Origin of the sequence: uncultured Massilia sp., assembly GCF_913773735.1 — a bacterium.
GTDB lineage: Bacteria > Pseudomonadota > Gammaproteobacteria > Burkholderiales > Burkholderiaceae_D > Telluria.
The window spans coordinates 16234-32154 of sequence record NZ_CAJYEB010000034.1 but is presented as its reverse complement, the minus strand read 5'-3'; the positions used below and the strand labels follow the sequence as shown (position 1 = coordinate 32154).

16 protein-coding genes are annotated in these 15921 nt (G+C 68.7%); 5 read left to right on the top strand and 11 right to left on the bottom strand.

Translation table 11 applies throughout. The features are described 5' to 3' along the window. Positions 1-26 precede the first annotated feature (26 nt). The 3 genes from QZ749_RS16575 to QZ749_RS16565 form a co-directional block, all read right to left on the bottom strand. A complete protein-coding gene (locus QZ749_RS16575) occupies positions 27-1154 on the bottom strand; it encodes a serine hydrolase (RefSeq protein WP_296949058.1) in 1128 nt (375 codons plus the stop codon). A 185-nt stretch (positions 1155-1339) separates the two neighbouring features. Then, the gene (locus tag QZ749_RS16570; protein WP_296949056.1) at positions 1340-2035 is read right to left on the bottom strand and encodes a nitroreductase; all 696 of its coding nucleotides are present in this window, start codon (positions 2033-2035) and stop codon (positions 1340-1342) included. 25 nt (positions 2036-2060) lie between these two features. After that, a complete protein-coding gene (locus tag QZ749_RS16565) occupies positions 2061-2978 on the bottom strand; it encodes a DMT family transporter (protein WP_296949054.1) in 918 nt (305 codons plus the stop codon). A 438-nt stretch (positions 2979-3416) separates the two neighbouring features. Here QZ749_RS16565 and QZ749_RS16560 point away from each other — a divergent pair, with 438 nt between their 5' ends. Further along, positions 3417-3992 carry a phasin family protein gene (locus QZ749_RS16560; protein WP_296949052.1) on the top strand — a complete coding sequence of 192 codons (576 nt, stop codon included), beginning with the start codon at positions 3417-3419 and terminating at the stop codon, positions 3990-3992. Between the two features lie 236 nt (positions 3993-4228). Here QZ749_RS16560 and QZ749_RS16555 read toward each other — a convergent pair whose 3' ends face one another. Further along, positions 4229-5383 (bottom strand): FAD-dependent monooxygenase, encoded by a 1155-nt coding sequence (locus tag QZ749_RS16555; RefSeq protein ID WP_296949050.1) that lies wholly within the window; start codon positions 5381-5383, stop codon positions 4229-4231. A 120-nt stretch (positions 5384-5503) separates the two neighbouring features. Between QZ749_RS16555 and QZ749_RS16550 the strand changes: the two genes are divergently transcribed. Next, positions 5504-6082 carry a TetR/AcrR family transcriptional regulator gene (locus tag QZ749_RS16550; RefSeq protein WP_296949049.1) on the top strand — a complete coding sequence of 193 codons (579 nt, stop codon included), beginning with the start codon at positions 5504-5506 and terminating at the stop codon, positions 6080-6082. Between the two features lie 121 nt (positions 6083-6203). Here the strand turns inward: QZ749_RS16550 and QZ749_RS16545 are convergent, their stop codons facing one another. The 7 genes from QZ749_RS16545 to QZ749_RS16515 form a co-directional block, all read right to left on the bottom strand. Continuing rightward, on the bottom strand, positions 6204-6926 hold the full coding sequence (locus tag QZ749_RS16545; RefSeq protein ID WP_296949047.1) for an ABC transporter ATP-binding protein: 723 nt from the start codon (positions 6924-6926) through the stop codon (positions 6204-6206). Then, positions 6926-7693 carry an ABC transporter ATP-binding protein gene (locus tag QZ749_RS16540; protein WP_296949045.1) on the bottom strand — a complete coding sequence of 256 codons (768 nt, stop codon included), beginning with the start codon at positions 7691-7693 and terminating at the stop codon, positions 6926-6928. Before QZ749_RS16540 ends, QZ749_RS16545 begins: the two co-directional genes overlap by 1 nt. Continuing rightward, complete coding sequence (locus tag QZ749_RS16535; RefSeq protein WP_296949044.1) at positions 7690-8910, bottom strand: ABC transporter ATP-binding protein; 1221 nt, start codon at positions 8908-8910, stop codon at positions 7690-7692. Before QZ749_RS16535 ends, QZ749_RS16540 begins: the two co-directional genes overlap by 4 nt. 9 nt (positions 8911-8919) lie before the next feature. Continuing rightward, positions 8920-9849 carry a branched-chain amino acid ABC transporter permease gene (locus QZ749_RS16530; RefSeq protein WP_296949042.1) on the bottom strand — a complete coding sequence of 310 codons (930 nt, stop codon included), beginning with the start codon at positions 9847-9849 and terminating at the stop codon, positions 8920-8922. A 260-nt stretch (positions 9850-10109) separates the two neighbouring features. Then, positions 10110-11054, bottom strand: a complete 945-nt coding sequence (gene ispH / locus QZ749_RS16525; RefSeq protein ID WP_296949040.1) for a 4-hydroxy-3-methylbut-2-enyl diphosphate reductase — start codon at positions 11052-11054, stop codon at positions 10110-10112. An 8-nt stretch (positions 11055-11062) separates the two neighbouring features. After that, complete coding sequence (locus tag QZ749_RS16520) at positions 11063-11521, bottom strand: peptidylprolyl isomerase (RefSeq protein ID WP_296949037.1); 459 nt, start codon at positions 11519-11521, stop codon at positions 11063-11065. A 122-nt stretch (positions 11522-11643) separates the two neighbouring features. Then, positions 11644-12606: an AraC family transcriptional regulator gene (locus tag QZ749_RS16515; RefSeq protein ID WP_296949035.1), complete on the bottom strand. Its 963-nt coding sequence runs from the start codon at positions 12604-12606 to the stop codon at positions 11644-11646. Positions 12607-12706: 100 nt separating this feature from the next. Between QZ749_RS16515 and QZ749_RS16510 the strand changes: the two genes are divergently transcribed. The 3 genes from QZ749_RS16510 (at position 12707) to QZ749_RS16500 (ending at position 15882) form a co-directional block, all read left to right on the top strand. Then, positions 12707-13459, top strand: coding sequence for an SDR family oxidoreductase (locus QZ749_RS16510; RefSeq protein WP_296949034.1), 753 nt, complete (start codon positions 12707-12709; stop codon positions 13457-13459). Between the two features lie 50 nt (positions 13460-13509). Continuing rightward, the gene (locus QZ749_RS16505; RefSeq protein ID WP_296949033.1) at positions 13510-14280 is read left to right on the top strand and encodes a helix-turn-helix domain-containing protein; all 771 of its coding nucleotides are present in this window, start codon (positions 13510-13512) and stop codon (positions 14278-14280) included. Positions 14281-14358: 78 nt separating this feature from the next. Continuing rightward, on the top strand, positions 14359-15882 hold the full coding sequence (locus QZ749_RS16500) for an FAD-dependent oxidoreductase (RefSeq protein WP_296949031.1): 1524 nt from the start codon (positions 14359-14361) through the stop codon (positions 15880-15882). Positions 15883-15921: the final 39 nt, after the last annotated feature.

Below are 15921 nucleotides of genomic sequence, written 5' to 3'. Positions count from 1 at the left end.
GGGGAGCGCACCACAGCCAACCACACCTATTGCACCATTACCGGCGCCGTCGCGGCGGCCGACACGGTGACCGGCACCGCCGCCGCGGCCGCGGCCGGGATGCCGGACGGCGCCAGCGCTTCCAGCCACTTGCGCATGCGTCCCGCGTCGGCGGTCCGCGACTGCTTGCCCTTGGAATCGAGGAACACCATGATCACGTTGCGTCCCTGGATCATGGCCTGCATCACCAGGCAGCGCCCCGCTTCGTTGATGAAGCCGGTCTTTTGCAGGCCGATGTTCCAGTCGGGCATGCCGACCAGGTAATTCGTCGTGTGGAAATTCATCGGCCGGCCGCTCGCCTCGACCACGTAGCTCGGGTCGGTCGAGTACTGGCGCAGCAGCGGCTCCTGGTGCGCCACCGTCGCCAGCTTGGCCAGGTCGCGCGCGCTCGACACGTTCTGGCTCGACAAGCCGCTCGAATCGACGTAGTGCGTATCGCTCATGCCCAGCGCGCGCGCCTTGGCGTTCATCGCCGCAACGAAGGCCGTGATGCCGCCCGGGTAATTGCGGCCAAGCGCGGCGGCGGCGCGGTTTTCCGAACTCATCAGGGCGATGTGCAGCAGGTTGCCGCGCGTCATGCGGGTACCGACGGGCAGGCGCGAGCTGCTGAACTTGAGCTTGTCGACGTCGGCATCGGTGATGGTCAGCACGTCGTCCAGGCTCTGCCCCGCCTGCACCACGACCAGGCCCGTCATCAGCTTGGTGATCGAGGCGATCGGCAGCGCGACCGAGGAATTCTTTTCGAACAGCACTTCCGAACTCGACTGGTCGATCACGTAGGCGACGCTGGAACGCAGGTCGAGCGGATCGGGGGTGCGGTTCAGGCCGGCCAGGTCGCCGGCGGTCAGCAGCGCCACGGCCGGCGCGGCGCGGCGCACGGGCGAATAGACCACCCTGCGCTTGCCGTGCACCATGGCGATGCGGCGCACCATCTGCTTGCGGTTGTCGGCGGCGATGGCCTTGGCCAGGTCGGTGCGCTTGACCTTGACCAGCTTGGCGGGTTTTGCCTTGACCCGCTTGGTCGCGGTCGCGCGTGCCTTGGACTTGGTCGCCGCTTCGGCGGGCTGGAGCATGAGCACCATGGACATGGCGGCAACGAGTGCGAGCTTGATCATCTTGGAAATCCTTGAACGCGCAACTTGATGGACATGGGTGCTGATGAGCACCAATGTAGTGTAGCGAAACACGAGAGAAGCACAATAGACTGTACCACTTGCGCTCGCGTTTTTCTACAACGCAAAACCTGCTGCGTTGTAGAAATCTCTTGAATTTTCAACAGCTTGCACGCTCGAGTATACCCTCATTCGACGAAGCGGACGAACGACGAAACCGGTTCGCGCTCCGTCACCAGCGTGTTTTCCACCTTGTCGGGGTCGGCATGGCCCAGCGCCATGCCGCACACCACCATCTCGTTGGCCGGCAGCGCCAGCTCGGCGGCGATGATGCGGTGGAACTGGGTGAAGGCCGCCTGCGGGCAGGTATCGAGGCCACGGCCGCGCGCGGCGATCATGATGTTCTCCAGGAACATGCCGTAGTCGAGCCAGGAGCCCTGCTCCATCACGCGGTCGATGGTGAAGATCAGGCCCACGGGCGCGTCGAAGAACCGGTAGTTGCGGCCGTGCTGGGCGGCCATGCCGGCCTTGTCGTCGCGCGTCAGGCCGAGCAGCGCGTACAGGTCCCAGCCGACCTTGCGGCGCCGCTCGACGAACGGCGAGACCCATGCGCGCGGATAGTAGGCATATTCCTCCGTGTGCGCCTTCGCCTGCGCCGGGTCCGCGTAGGCGGCCAGGATCGCCGCGCTCAGGCGTTCCCTGGCGGCGCCGGTCAGCACGTAGACCTTCCACGGCTGGGTGTTGGTGCCGGACGGCGCGCGCGCCGCCACCCGCAGGATGGCGTCGATGTCCTCGCGCGCCACCGGCGTCGGCAGGAAGGCGCGGATCGAGCGGCGCGAGGTGATGGCCGCGTCCACGGCCTGCTGGCTGTCGTTGGTGATCATCGGTTCTCCTTGGTGCATGTCCCGTTCAGGACTTCTTGACGACGCAGGCCACGCCCAGCACGGCCACCGCCATGCCGGCCAGGCCGAGCGCACTGAGTTTTTCCCCGAACATCAGCCAGGCCATGACGGCCGTGGTGGGGGGCGTCAGGTACAGCAGGCTGGTCACCCTGGTCGCATCGTTGCGGCTGATCAGGCGGTACAGCAGGAAGATGGCGCCGATCGACAGCGCCAGGATCGACCACAGCAGCGCGCCGACGAACTGCGGCGTCCAGCGCACGTGCGCCATGGCCGGACCGAATCCTTCCAGCAGCACCGCCAGCGGCAGCATGGCCAGCGCGCTGGCCGTGTACTGGATCACGGTGCCGGTGCGCAGGTCGAAGCTGGGGCAGAAGCGTTTCTGGTACAGGGTCCCGGCCGTGATCGACAGCAGTGCCAGCACGCACAGGCCGATCGCCTGCGGCGCCAGGCCGGTCAGGCTGATCTTGGCGGCCACGACCATGCCGACCCCGGCCAGGCCCAGCAGCAGGCCCAGCCACTGGCGCCGCGTGACCCGCTCGCCGATCAAGGGCGCGGCGATGGCGGTCAGCACCGGCTGCATGCCGACGATCAGGGCCGACAGCCCGGCCGGCATGCCGAGCTTGATCGCGCTCCACACGCCGCCCAGGTAGCCCGCCTGCAACAATAGTCCCGCCAGCGCCACGTGGCCGATGCGCCCGCGCGGCCACGGGGCGCGCGTGAGCAGCACCAGCGGCAGCAGGAGCAGCACGGCGCCCAGGCAGCGCAGGATCAGGAAACTCAGGGGCGGCGCATACGGCAGCCCGTACTTGGCGGCGATGAAGCCGGTGCTCCACAGGAACACGAAGAACAGCGGCACCGGCGCCAGCCAGCCAGGCTGCACGGTGGCGCCGGAGGACGCGGCGGGACTGGCGGAGGCGTCTGGCATGGGCATCGGGAGAGGTTGGAATGGCAAGTCTAGCATGGGCGTCTTGCCCATGCAGATGACCTATTAAAAATGGGAACTGTTGTATCGGCACAAACAAAACCCTGGTGAAGCGTTGTATCTGTTGATATATCGCAAGTTAACACTCATCTATTGTGCGACGCATCAAAAGTGCTTGACGCATAATCGAAAAGCGGCAAAAATTGCTCATGCTGCGGCGCACAATCGCTGCTTGGACAACAAAAGCCCGCCTCGACGGTGCGACGTATCGAACGGTCCAACGAATCCAAGGTCCAAAGCATCAAAGGTCGACAAGGATCAAAGGTCCACAAGGATCAACGGTCCAAAGCATCAAGCGGTCCCATGCATCAAATGGAAGCACTGGCCTGAAAGCATCAGCCTGAATCAGCCTCATATCACTATCCATGACTGGAGAACTTCATGTTTGCATTCCCTGAGCAGTTTTCGAACGCGACCAAAGCCAACCTCGAATCCCAATTCGCGCTGATGTCGGCGCTGACCACCAAGACCTTCGAAGGTGTGGAAAAGCTGGTGGGCCTGAACCTCAGCACCGCCAAGTCCGCGCTCGAAGACTCGTCGGCCAACGCACGCCAGCTGCTGGGCGCCAAGGATGCCCAGGAATTCTTCGCCCTGTCGGCACAGCAAGCCCAGCCGACTGCCGAGAAAGCCCTGTCCTACGGCCGCCAGCTGGCCTCGATCGCCGCCGACACCGGCGCCGAATTCTCGAAGGCCGCCGAAAGCCAGATCGCCGAAGTCAACCGCAAGGTGATCTCGCTGGTCGACGAAGTGACCAAGAACGCCCCGGCCGGTTCGGAAACCTACGTGTCGGCCCTGAAGACCGCGATCACCAACGCCAACGCCGGCTACGAGCAGTTCAGCAAGACCTCGAAGCAGGCCGTCGAAGCGATCGAGTCGAACCTGAACGCCGCCATGTCGCAGTTCGGCCAGGCCACCCGCAACGTCGGCGCCGCCGCCAACTCGGCCGCCGCCGCGTAATACCGCTGCCGCTGCGGCGGCAGGAAGAACGAGAACGGCCCGGATCGCTTGAAGCGGTCCGGGCCGTTTGTTTTGTTGCCCCAAAGCTTTTTCCTCAACCATAGTAAGGGCACCGGGCTGACGACGACACGCGCAGCGCTTGCGATGTTCCCGCGGCTTGTCCTGCAAGCACCAGGGCAGCGCGTTGCGACGCGAAACGGCGATACAGCGAATGGTCACCAAGCGCCGCCAGGTGATCAGTTCCCGAGCTCCGCGAGCCGTACCGCGAGCTTGCGCCGCAAGAAGCGGCTGTTCCCGACCAGCCCCATCGCCGCATCGCGCAGCGCGCGCGGCATCGGCGCGGTGAGGGTCGCCGCCCGCGTCATCGCATGGGTCATGCGCACCACGCCGCTGGCGATCCGGTGGCGCCGGGCGGCCCACGCCGCGAGTCCCGCCGTGTCGCCGCAGCGAATGGCCTGCGCCAGCCGGGGCGCCAGGGCGACGGCGTCCTGGATGCCGGTATTCATCCCCTGCCCGCCTGCCGGACTGTGCACGTGCGCCGCGTCGCCGCACAGCAGCGTGCGGTGCCTGAACACGTCCGCGGCGATGCGGTGCTGGAGGTGGAAGCGCGAACTCCAGGCGAGCGCCTCGACGTGCAGGCCCGGTGCGTGTGGACCGCGTTCGCGCAGCAGCGCGTCGATGTCCCCGATGGCCGGCACCGCCGGTGCCGACGGCACGGTAGCGACGATGCGATAACGGTCGCGCGATGCGCCGTCCGGTTCCGGCAACGGCGCCACGACCATCAGGCCGCGCTCGGAAAAGAACAGACTCACTTCGCGGCGGGAGAGCGGCCAGTCCATGTGGACGTCCGCCAGCACGAACTGCTCCGCATAGTCGTCGCCGACGAAAGCGATGCCGGCCTGGTCCCGGACCCGGCTGCGCGCGCCGTCGCAGCCGACGATCCAGCGTGCGAACAGCCATTCCTTGCGTTCGCCCGGCAGCGCCAGCTCCGCGACCATGCCGCCGGGAGCGTCGGTCGCGCCCAGGAACTCGGCGGGCCGCTCGATGCGCGCGCCAAGATCGTCGAGCCGCGCCTGCAGGATGGCTTCGGTGTCGTTTTGCGGGCACATCAGCGCATAGCGATAGCGCGATGGCAGGTCGCCAAAACCGATGTGCAGCAGCACCCGGTTACGGTCCCGGACCCGGAAGTCGGGCACCGCGATGCCCTTCGCCAGCAGCGCCGCGACGACGCCGCAGGGTTCGAGCACCTCCAGCGTGCGCGCGTGGATCACGGCCGCACGCGACGTATTCAATCCGGCGGCATGTTTGTCGACCTGGACGGCAGCGATGCCCAGGCGCTCGAGCGCCAGCCGCAGCGCAAGGCCGGCTGGACCGGCTCCGACGATGAGCACGTCCGTCCGCCTCATCGGTTCCACAGATGATGCCATACGCCCTCCTTTGTAAACGCACGCTTACATTCTTGTCGATCCGCGCTAAAATGTAAACAAGCGCTTACAACCAGATCGAGGACCATGGCATCCACTTCCACCCCGCGTTCGCGGCAGACCCGGGAACGCATTCTCGAAGCCGCCCGCACGACGTTCGCCGCGCACGGCTACGACGGCGCGACACTGCGCAACATCGCACTGCAGGCCAATACCAACGTCGCATTGGTGATCCGGTATTTCGGCAGCAAGGACGACCTGTTCGCGACGGCCGTCGATTTCGACCTCCAGCTGCCGCCATTGCAGGAACTCGACCGGGAGCGGCTGGGCGAGCTGCTGGTCGCGCACTTCCTGGCGATGTGGGAAGACGACCGCTCCGGCCGCGAACTCGTGGCCTTGCTCAGGGCGGCCGCCTCCCACGCTGCGGCGAAGGCGCGCATGCAGCAGATTTTTCATACGCAGTTGCTTGGCGCGATAGGCGCACTGGGGTTCCCGCCGCAAGAGGCCGTGCTGCGCGCGTCCCTCGTCGCCTCGCAGATGCTGGGATTTGCCCTGGTACGGTATGTGCTCGCATTCGAACCGCCCGGCCTCGACGGCGCGGCCCTGTTAGCCGCCCTCGGCCGCACGTTGCAGCGTTACCTTGCGGAGCCATTGCCCGCACGTTGACGGCGGCGGCTTCGGCCCGGGCGCCGTGCGCGCGACCGGCTGCCGCACGACGCACACCGCCGCTGCGGCCTCGTCCACGCCCGGCGTGTTCGCCGGCTAATTTGCCGGCTTGTTCGCCAACCTACTCGCCGAGATACGCCGCCTGCACCCGCGGATCGTGCAACAGCTCCTGCGCAGCGCCGCTCATCGTGATCGCGCCCGACTCCATCACGTAGGCGCGGTGGGCGGCCTGCAGCGCCAGCCGGGCGTTCTGCTCGACCAGCAGGACCGTGATGCCCTGGGCGGAGACGTCGCGGATCACCTCGAAGATCTTCTCGACCATGATCGGCGCCAGGCCCATCGACGGCTCGTCCAGCAGCAGCAGGGTCGGATGGCACATCAGTGCGCGCGCCATCGCCAGCATCTGCTGCTCGCCGCCCGACAGCGTGCCGGCCAGCTGGCCGGAGCGCTCCTTCAGGCGCGGGAACACGTCGTACCACCTGGCGATGTCGGCCTCGATGCCCGCCTTGTCGTTGCGGGTGTAGGCGCCCATCAGCAGGTTTTCGTGGATGGTCATGCGGGTGAACACGCCGCGCCCTTCCGGCACCATGGCCAGCTTCTGCTGCACCAGCCTGAAGGACCTGGCGCTGCCGAGCGGCTGGCCCTGGTAGCTGATCGTGCCTTCGACCTTCGACGACGGCAGCGTGCCGGTGATCGCCTTCAGCGTGGTGGTCTTGCCGGCGCCGTTGGCGCCGATCAGCGTGACCAGCTCGCCGCGGTCGACGCGCAGGTCGATCCCCTTGACGGCCTGGATGCCGCCGTAGGCCACCTTCAGGCCGGCGATGTTCAGGATGTTGTCGCGCATCAGTGGGCTCCCCCGAGGTAGGCGTCGATGACGGCCTGGTTCTTCTGGATCTCGGCCGGCAGCCCTTCCGCGATCAGCTTGCCGTACTCCAGCACCGAGATGCGGTCGCACAAGCCCATCATGAGTTTCACGTCGTGCTCGATCAGCAGGATCGTGATGCCCGCGTCGCGGATCTTGACCAGCAGCGCGCGCAGGGCCAGCTTCTCGGTGGCGTTCATGCCGGCGGCCGGTTCGTCCAGCGCCAGCAGCTTCGGCTCCGTGGCCAGCGCGCGGGCGATCTCCAGGCGGCGCTGGTCGCCGTAGGACAGGAAGCGCGCGGTGCGGCCGGCAAACTGGCCGATGCCCACGAAGTCCAGCAACTCCCGCGCGCGCGCGCGGATCGCCGCTTCCTCGGCCCTGGCGGCGCCGTGGCGGAAGATGGCGCCGAACACGCCCTGGCGGGTGCGCACGTGCCTGCCGACCATCACGTTTTCCAGCGCCGTCATCTCGCCGAACAGGCGGATGTTCTGGAAGGTGCGCGCGATGCCCGCCTTGGCCACCGCATGCGGGGCAGACGGCGAATACGGCTTGCCGTCCAGCGCGAAGCTGCCGGTGTCGGGCTGGTACAGGCCCGTGACGACGTTGAAGAAGGTGGTCTTGCCCGCCCCGTTCGGACCGATCAGGCCGTAGATCTGGCCCTTCTCGATGCGGATGCGCACGTCGGTCAGCGCCTGCAGGCCGCCGAAGCGCTTGTTGACGCCGGAAATCTCCAGGATGGCTGCGCTCATGCCGTCTTGCCCTCGTTCTCGTCCTCTTCGTCCCTGGCGGTGGCCGCGACCGGACGGTCTTCCTTGACCGGCGACGGCCACAGGCCGGCCGGACGGTACAGCATGATCAGCACCATGGCCAGGCCGTACAGCAGCTGGCGCAGCACCTCGGCCTCGATCACGACCTTGCCGAACAGCGCCTGCTGGGTCGGCTCGACGACGTGGCGCAGCACTTCCGGCAGCGCCGCCAGCAGCACGCCGCCCAGCACGACGCCGGGGATGTGGCCGATGCCGCCCAGTACCACCATCGCCAGCACCGAGATCGATTCCATGAAGGAGAACGATTCCGGCGACACGAAGCCCTGGAAGGCGGCGAACATGGCGCCGGCCACGCCGCCGAACGAGGCGCCCATCGAGAACGCCAGCAGCTTGACGTTGCGGGTATTGATGCCCATGGCCTTGGCCGCGATCTCGTCCTCGCGGATCGCGACCCAGGCGCGGCCCAGGCGCGAATGCTGCAGGCGGCCCGTCATGAAGATGGTGACGATGCACAGCAGCAGGAACAGGAAATAGTAGGCGTTCACCGACGGCATGCCGTAGCCGCCGATGAATACCGTTGCGCGCGAGCCCGGCTCGCCGGCCAGCGACACGCCGAACACGCGGATCGGGTCGATCAGGTTGATGCCCTGCGGGCCGTTGGTGAAGTTGATCGGATCGTTCAGGTTGTTCATGAAGATCCGGATGATCTCGCCGAAGCCCAGCGTCACGATGGCCAGGTAGTCGCCGCGCAGCTTCAGCGTCGGCGCGCCCAGCAGCGCGCCGAACAGCGCGGCCATCAGCGCCGCCAGCGGCACGATCGCCCACACCGACAGGTGGATGCCCTCGGTACGCACGCTCTCGCCGAAGGTGGCGACGATGGCGTCCTGCAGTTCGGGGTGGTAGTTGACCAGCGATTCCAGCAGCGCCGCGAACTGCGGCGAGGCCAGCAGGCCGGTCAGGTAGGCGCCGACGGCGAAGAAGGCGATGTAGCCCAGGTCGAGCAGGCCGGCGAAGCCCACCACGATGTTCAGGCCCAGCGCCAGCATGATGTACAGCAGCGCGATGTCGAGGATGCGCACCCAGGAATTGCCGAACTGGGCGGCGAAGAACGGGAACGCCAGCATCAGTACCAGCAGGATGCCCATGCTGGCGTACGCCTGGCGCGGCTTGTGCGCGGTGTCGAAGGTCAGCAGTGCCATGGTGCCTCCTTACGCGCGGTCCGCCACGCGCTCGCCCATGATGCCGGACGGACGCACCGTCAGCACCAGGATCAGCACGATGAAGGCGAAGATGTCCTGGTAGTGGCTGCCCAGGAAGCCGCCGGTCAGGTCGCCGATGTAGCCGGCGCCCAGCGCTTCGATGATGCCGAGCACGATGCCGCCGATCATGGCGCCATAGATGTTGCCGATGCCGCCCAGCACGGCGGCGCAGAAGGCCTTCATGCCCGGCAGCGTGCCCATCGCGAACTGGATCGACGCATAGTTGGCGCCCCACATCACGCCGGCGACGGCGGCCAGCGCGGCGCCGATGGCGAAGGTGGCGACGATCACGCGGTTCGCATCCACGCCCATCAGGCCGGCCACGCGCGGGTTTTCCGCCACGGCGCGCATCGCGCGGCCCATCTTCGTCTTCTCCACCAGGAACACCAGCGCGACCATCGCGACGGCGGCCAGCACCAGCAGTAGCACCTGGGTGCGCGAGATCACGGCGCCGCCGACCATCACCGGATCGGACGACAGCAGCTGCGGGAACGGCAGCGGGCTGCGGCCCCAGATCATCATCGCGAAGGTCTGCAGCAGGATCGACACGCCGATCGCGGTGATCAGCGGCGCCAGGCGCGGCGCATTGCGCAGGCGGCGGTAGGCGACGCGCTCGATCAGCACGTTCACCAGCATCGCGACCGGCATCGCGCCGACGATGGCGATGGCCAGCTGCACGCCGCCGGGCAGCCCGGGGAAGGCGGCGTCGAGGAGCTTGAGGATCGTCAGGCCGGCCATGGCGCCGATCATCAGCACGTCGCCATGGGCGAAATTAATCAGGTTCAGCACGCCGTACACCATCGTGTACCCGAGCGCGATCAGCGCGTACATGCTGCCCAGCACCAGTCCATTGAGGATCTGTTGGACAAAGGTTTCCATGTGTTGGTGTCATTCCTTTCGTTCTAACAAAAACGGCACCCGGGATGCGAGTGCCGCTCATGGGACTGGCGGTCGAGCTGCCCGTTATGCGAGCAACATCATTCCAGGCGCCATCATCATAGCGATGTTTTTGAAAAACGAATATCGGAAAATGGGCGGCGGACCGAATATTGCCTTGTTTAGCGGGATCGCTGAACATGGGCACATGTCCCGTCGCAGGGTGCGCACCCCGTGCGCACCAACCGGTCGACGCGGCCTTCTCAGGCCGCTGCCTTCCCGCCATCCAATCCCTTCGGCAGCGGGAAGGTGACGTTCTCTTCCACGCCCTCGAGCGCGCGCACGCTGGCCGCGCCGAGCTGCTTCAAGCGGTCGATCACGGCCTGCACCAGCACTTCCGGCGCCGAGGCGCCGGCCGTGACGCCGATGCGGCGCTTGCCGGCGATCCAGGCCGGGTCGATGGCGGCGGCGTTGTCGACCATGTAGGCCGGCGTGCCCATCTTGTCCGCCACCTCGCGCAGGCGGTTCGAATTCGAGCTGTTCGGGCTGCCGACCACGATCACCACCTCGACCTGCGGCGCCATGAACTTCACGGCTTCCTGGCGGTTGGTGGTGGCGTAGCAGATGTCGCCCTTCTTCGGCTCGATGATCGCCGGGAAACGCGCCTTCAGGGCGGCGATGATCTCGGCGGTGTCGTCGACCGACAGCGTGGTCTGCGACACGTAGGCCAGCAGGCCCGGGTTGGCCACCTGCAGCGTCTGCACGTCCTCGACGGTCTCGACCAGGTGCATGCCCTCTTCCGCCTGGCCCATCGTGCCCTCGACTTCCGGGTGGCCGGCATGGCCGATCATGATGATCTCGGCGCCCTGCTTGCGCATCTTGCCGACTTCGACGTGCACCTTGGTCACCAGCGGGCAGGTCGCGTCGAACACCTTCAGGCCGCGCGACTCGGCTTCCTCGCGCACTGCCTTCGACACGCCGTGGGCCGAGAACACGACGGTGTTGCCGGCCGGGACGTCGTCCAGGTCCTCGATGAAGATCGCGCCTTTTTCGCGCAGGTCGCTGACGACGTAGGCGTTGTGCACGATCTCGTGGCGCACGTAGATCGGCGCGCCGAACTGCTGCAGGGCGCGCTCGACGATCTCGATGGCGCGGTCGACGCCGGCGCAGAAGCCGCGCGGCTGGGCTAACAGGATCTCGTTTTCCATTGTGCTTTTTACAGTACCGAAATCAATTGCACTTCGAACTTCAGGGCCTTGCCCGCCAGCGGGTGGTTGAAGTCGAACAGGTAGTCGTCGCCGCGCACTTCCAGCAGCACGCCGGCGAAGCGGCCGCCGCTCGGCGCGGTGAAGTCGACCAGGTCGCCGACCTGGTAATCCGCGTCCGGCACCGAATTGTCGTCCAGCGTTTTCTTGGACACCAGCTGGATCAGCTCGGGATTGCGCTCGCCGAAGCCTTCCTGCGCGCTCAGCTCGAACGTCTGGTGCGCGCCTTCCGGCATGCCCAGCAGGCGTTCCTCGAGGAACGGCGCAAGCTGGCCCTGGCCCAGCATCAGCGTGGCGGGCGTGCTGCCGAAGGTGGTGACGATATCGGTGCCGTCGAGCGTGGCCAGGCGGTAGAACAGGGTCAGGTAGGCCGATTCGGTGACGACGGGAACGGTGGTGGTGTCGGACATGGAGGCGTGTTCGGTTGACGGGCAAAGCGCTATTGTAAGCCAGAGCGGGCCTGCCCGGCTCGCGCGCCGTGGTTTTCGCCACGCCGCGCTGCACGTTTTTTCGGCAGCCGCGTCATGCCGCCTCATGCCGCCTCGGCCTCGGCGTGGGCATCCGCGCCGGCCGGGGCCTGGCGCGCCTGGCGCGCATACAGCGCCGGCGACATGCCGACATGGCGCAGGAAGGCGGCGCCGAAGGTGCTGGCCGAGCTGTAGCCGACCCGCTCCGCCACGCGGGCGACGGCCAGCCCCTCGTCGCGGAGCATGCGCTGGGCCAGGGCCATGCGCCACAGCAGCAGGTACGCCATCGGCGCCATCCCGACCGTCTGGCTGAAGCGCTCGAAGAAGGCGGAGCGCGACATCGCCGCCGCCTGCGCCAGCTGCTCGACGGTCCAGGCGCGCGCCGGTTCGGCGTGCAGGCAGCGCAGCGCGGCGGCCAGGCGCGGATCGGCCAGGCCGCGCGCCACGCCGGGCGAGGCCGCCTGGCACGCTCCCTGGCAGGCGGACAGGCGCAGCGCCTCGATCAGCACCACTTCCAGCAGGCGCGCCAGCACGACGCCGCGCGCCGGCCGCGCCGCCCGCGTCTCGTCGTTGACCAGCTGCAGCAGCGTCGCCAGGCGCGGCTCGCCGCGCACCAGCAGCCAGCGCGGCATCAGGGATACCAGCAGCGCCGCGTCGGGCGATTCGAAGGTGCAATGGCCGACCAGCAGGCGCGCATCGACGGGGCCGTCCGGGTCGCCGATGCGCACGCCACCGGGCATCATCCGCGCCGGCGACGTGGCGGCATCCGGGTCGGCCGCCTGCGGGTGCCCCAGGCTGGCCGTGGCGAACCCCTGGGCGGCCGGCAGCAGCACGAAATCCCCGGCGTGCAGCGTGATCGTGTCCTGGCCGTCGACGGTCAGGTGGCAACCGCCTTCCAGCACCACGGCATAGAAGGGCTGGCCGAATTCGCTGCGCCGCACCAGCCACGGCGCGGTGCAGGCGACCAGCTTGGTGTAGGAGGCGCGCGGCTGCAGCAGCGAGACGACTTCGGCGAGGGGATCGGTCATGGCGGACGCTGGCGACAGAAAATCGGACTTCCCAGTGTAGCAAGTCCGGTGCTGTCAGTCTATCGTTCGGTTTCCTCAACACGAACGACAAGGAAACACCATGCACACCGTCCTGATCACCGGCTGCTCGTCCGGCTTCGGCCTCGATACCGCGACACTGTTCCTGGAACGCGGCTGGAACGTCGTCGCCACCATGCGCACGCCCCGCACCGACCTCCTGCCGGCGTCCGAACGCCTGAAGATCGTCGCGCTCGACGTCGTCGATCCCGCCAGCATCCAGGCGGCCATCGAGGCGGCCGGCCCCATCGACGTGCTGGTCAACAATGCCGGCATCGGCGTGCTGGCGGCCCTCGAAGGCACGTCCATGGACACCGCGCGCGAGGTCTTCGAGACCAATACCCTGGGCACCATCGCCATGACCCAGGCCGTGCTGCCGCAGTTCCGCGCGCGCCGCGCCGGCACCATCGTCAACGTCACCTCGACCGTGACGCTGGCCTCGCTGCCGCTGCTGTCCGTGTACACGGGCAGCAAGGCGGCCGTGAACGCCTTCACGGAATCGCTGGCGCTGGAACTGGCGCCGTTCGGCGTCAAGGCGCGCCTGGTGCTGCCGGGCCGCGCGCCCGGCACCCGCTTCGGCGAGAACGCCCGCACGCGCATGGGAAGCGCGTTCCCCGAGCCGTATGCGGCGTACGCGAAAGGCGTGCTGGCCGCCGTGCAGGACACGACGACGCCGATCACGCAGGGGCAGGACGTGGCCGAAGCCGTCTGGCGCGCCGCCACCGATCCGCAGGCGCCGATGCGCATCCCGGCCGGCGCCGACGCCGTGGCGCTGGCGGCGGGGGGCCAGCCCTGAGCCGGAGCCGAAGCCGAAGCCGAAGCCCGCGGGCATGCTATCGTGCCCGCATGCACCATCGCGAATATCCTCCTCCGGCGCCGCTGCGCGACGTGGTCGCGTGCTTCTGGCACCTGCGGCGCGGCCAGGACGCGGCGCCGTTCGAGGTCATGCCGGACGGTTATGCCGAGATCGTCTTCCATGCCGGCGGGCCGTTCGCCCTGGCCGGCCCCGGCGGCTGGCGGCCGCTGCCGTCGCCGTTCCTGATGGGACTGCTGGACGGGCCCGCGCGCCTGCGCGCGGACGGGCCGGTGGACATCCTCGGCATCCGCTGCTTTCCCTGGACCGTGTACGAACTGCTCGGCCTGCCATCCGGCACCGGCAGCGCCGCGCTCGACACCCATCCGCTGGCCGTCCTGCAGCACGACGTGGCCGCCGGCCTGGTGGCGGGCCGGCCGGCCGACGCGATCGCGGCCGCCAGCGCGCATTTCCTGGCGGCGCGGACCGCCGTCGACGCCCTGCTGGCGCGCGCCGGCGGCGCCATCCGCGACGCGGGCGGCACGCTGCCGGTCGGCCAGGTGGCGGCCGGCGCGCACGCCACCGTGCGCACGCTGGAACGCCGCTTCAAGCGGGCATCCGGCCGCACCGTGAAGGACGTGTCCAGCCTGGTCCGCTTCGAGCAGGCGCGCAACCGCCTGTGGACCGATCCGGACACCCCGCTCGCCGCGCTGGCGCAGGAACTGGGCTATGCGGACCAGTCGCACCTGAACCGCGCGTTCCGGCGCTATGCCGGCATGACGCCGGCCGTCTTCGCGCAGCGGCGGCGCGCGCGCGCGCCCTGAATTTGTCGCATTCGTACAAGAACGGCATGGCGGCGTGGCCGTATCGTGCGGTCTTCGATCCCACGACGACACACCACCATGCTTGCATCCCACGACGTCATCGTCGCCGGCGCCGGTCCGGTCGGCCTCTTCCTCGCCTGCGAACTCGCGCTCGCCGGCTGCACGGTCCTGGTCCTGGACAAGGCCGCCACGCCCGACTCGCCCTTCAAACGACTGCCCTTCGGCCTGCGCGGCCTGACGGCGCCCAGCATCGAGGCGCTGGCGCGGCGCGGCCTGCTGGACCGGCTCGCGATACCGCAGCGCCTGAAGACTCCGTTCTCCGCCGCGGCGAGCGCGGCGGCGCCGCGCCAGGCCGGCCATTTCGCCGGCATCCCGCTCGACCGCGACCTGGTCGACACGGCGCGCTGGCCGTACCGCCTGCCCGCCGCCACGCCCGCCAGCCTGGTCGCGGAAATGGCGGAACTGGAAACGGTGCTGGCGGAGCGGGCGCAGGCGCTGGGCGTCGCCATCCGGCGTGGCTGCGCCGTCGCCGGCTTCGTGCAGGATGCCGATGGCGTCACCGTCAGCGCCGGCGCCGGCGCCGGTGGCGACGCCCTGCGCTGCGCCTGGCTGGTCGGCTGCGACGGCGCCCGCAGCGCCGTGCGCAAGGCCGGCGGCTTCGACTTCGCCGGCACCGAGCCGCAGTTCACCGGCTACTCGGCCAGCGTGGAGCTGGTGGATGCCGACCTGCTCCGTCCCGGCCGCGTGCAGACGCCGGACGGCATGTATTTCCAGTCGCAGCCGGGCATCCTCGCGCTGCAGGATGCCGACGGCGGCGCCTTCCACGACGCCGGCCGGCCCGTCACGCGCGCGCACCTGGAGGCGGTGCTGCGCCGCATCTCCGGCACCCGGGTCGGCATCGCGTCGGTGCACCTGGCCGCCACCTGGACCGACCGCGCGCGCCAGGCCACGCGCTACCGCGCCGGCCGCGTCCTGCTGGCCGGCGACGCCGCCCACATCCATGCGCCGCTGGGCGGCCAGGGCCTGAACCTGGGCCTGGGCGATGCGATGAACCTGGGCTGGAAGCTGGCGGCGGCGGTACGCGGCGCCGCCCCGCCCGGCTTGCTGGACAGCTACCACGCCGAACGCCACCCGGTCGGCGCGCGCGTGCTGGACTGGTCGCGCGCCCAGGTGGCGCTGATGCGCCCCGATCCGCACGCGCGCGCCCTGTACGCCATCGTGCGCGACCTGCTCGCGACGCGCGACGGCGCCACGACCATCGCCGGCCGGCTGTGGGGCATATCCATACAGTACGAGCTCGGCGGCAACCATCCACTGGTCGGCCGCAGCGTGCCCGCCTTCGCCTTCGCGGACGGCACGACGGTCGACGCGGCGCTGCGCCCTGGCCGTGGGCTATTGCTCGATTTCGGGCACGATGCCGCGCTTCCCGCCGTGGCGGACGCGTTTCATGGCCGCCTGGCGTACCTGCCGGTGCATGCGCGGGAACGCCTGGGCTTGTGCGCCCTGCTGGTGCGCCCCGACGGCATCGTCGCCTGGGCCGGCGACGGCACGCCCGACCTCCAGGCGCTGCGGCAGGCGGCCGCGCGCTGGTTCGGCACCTGAGCGCGGCGCAGATCAGTACCGCCGACCATAGCCGGCCGA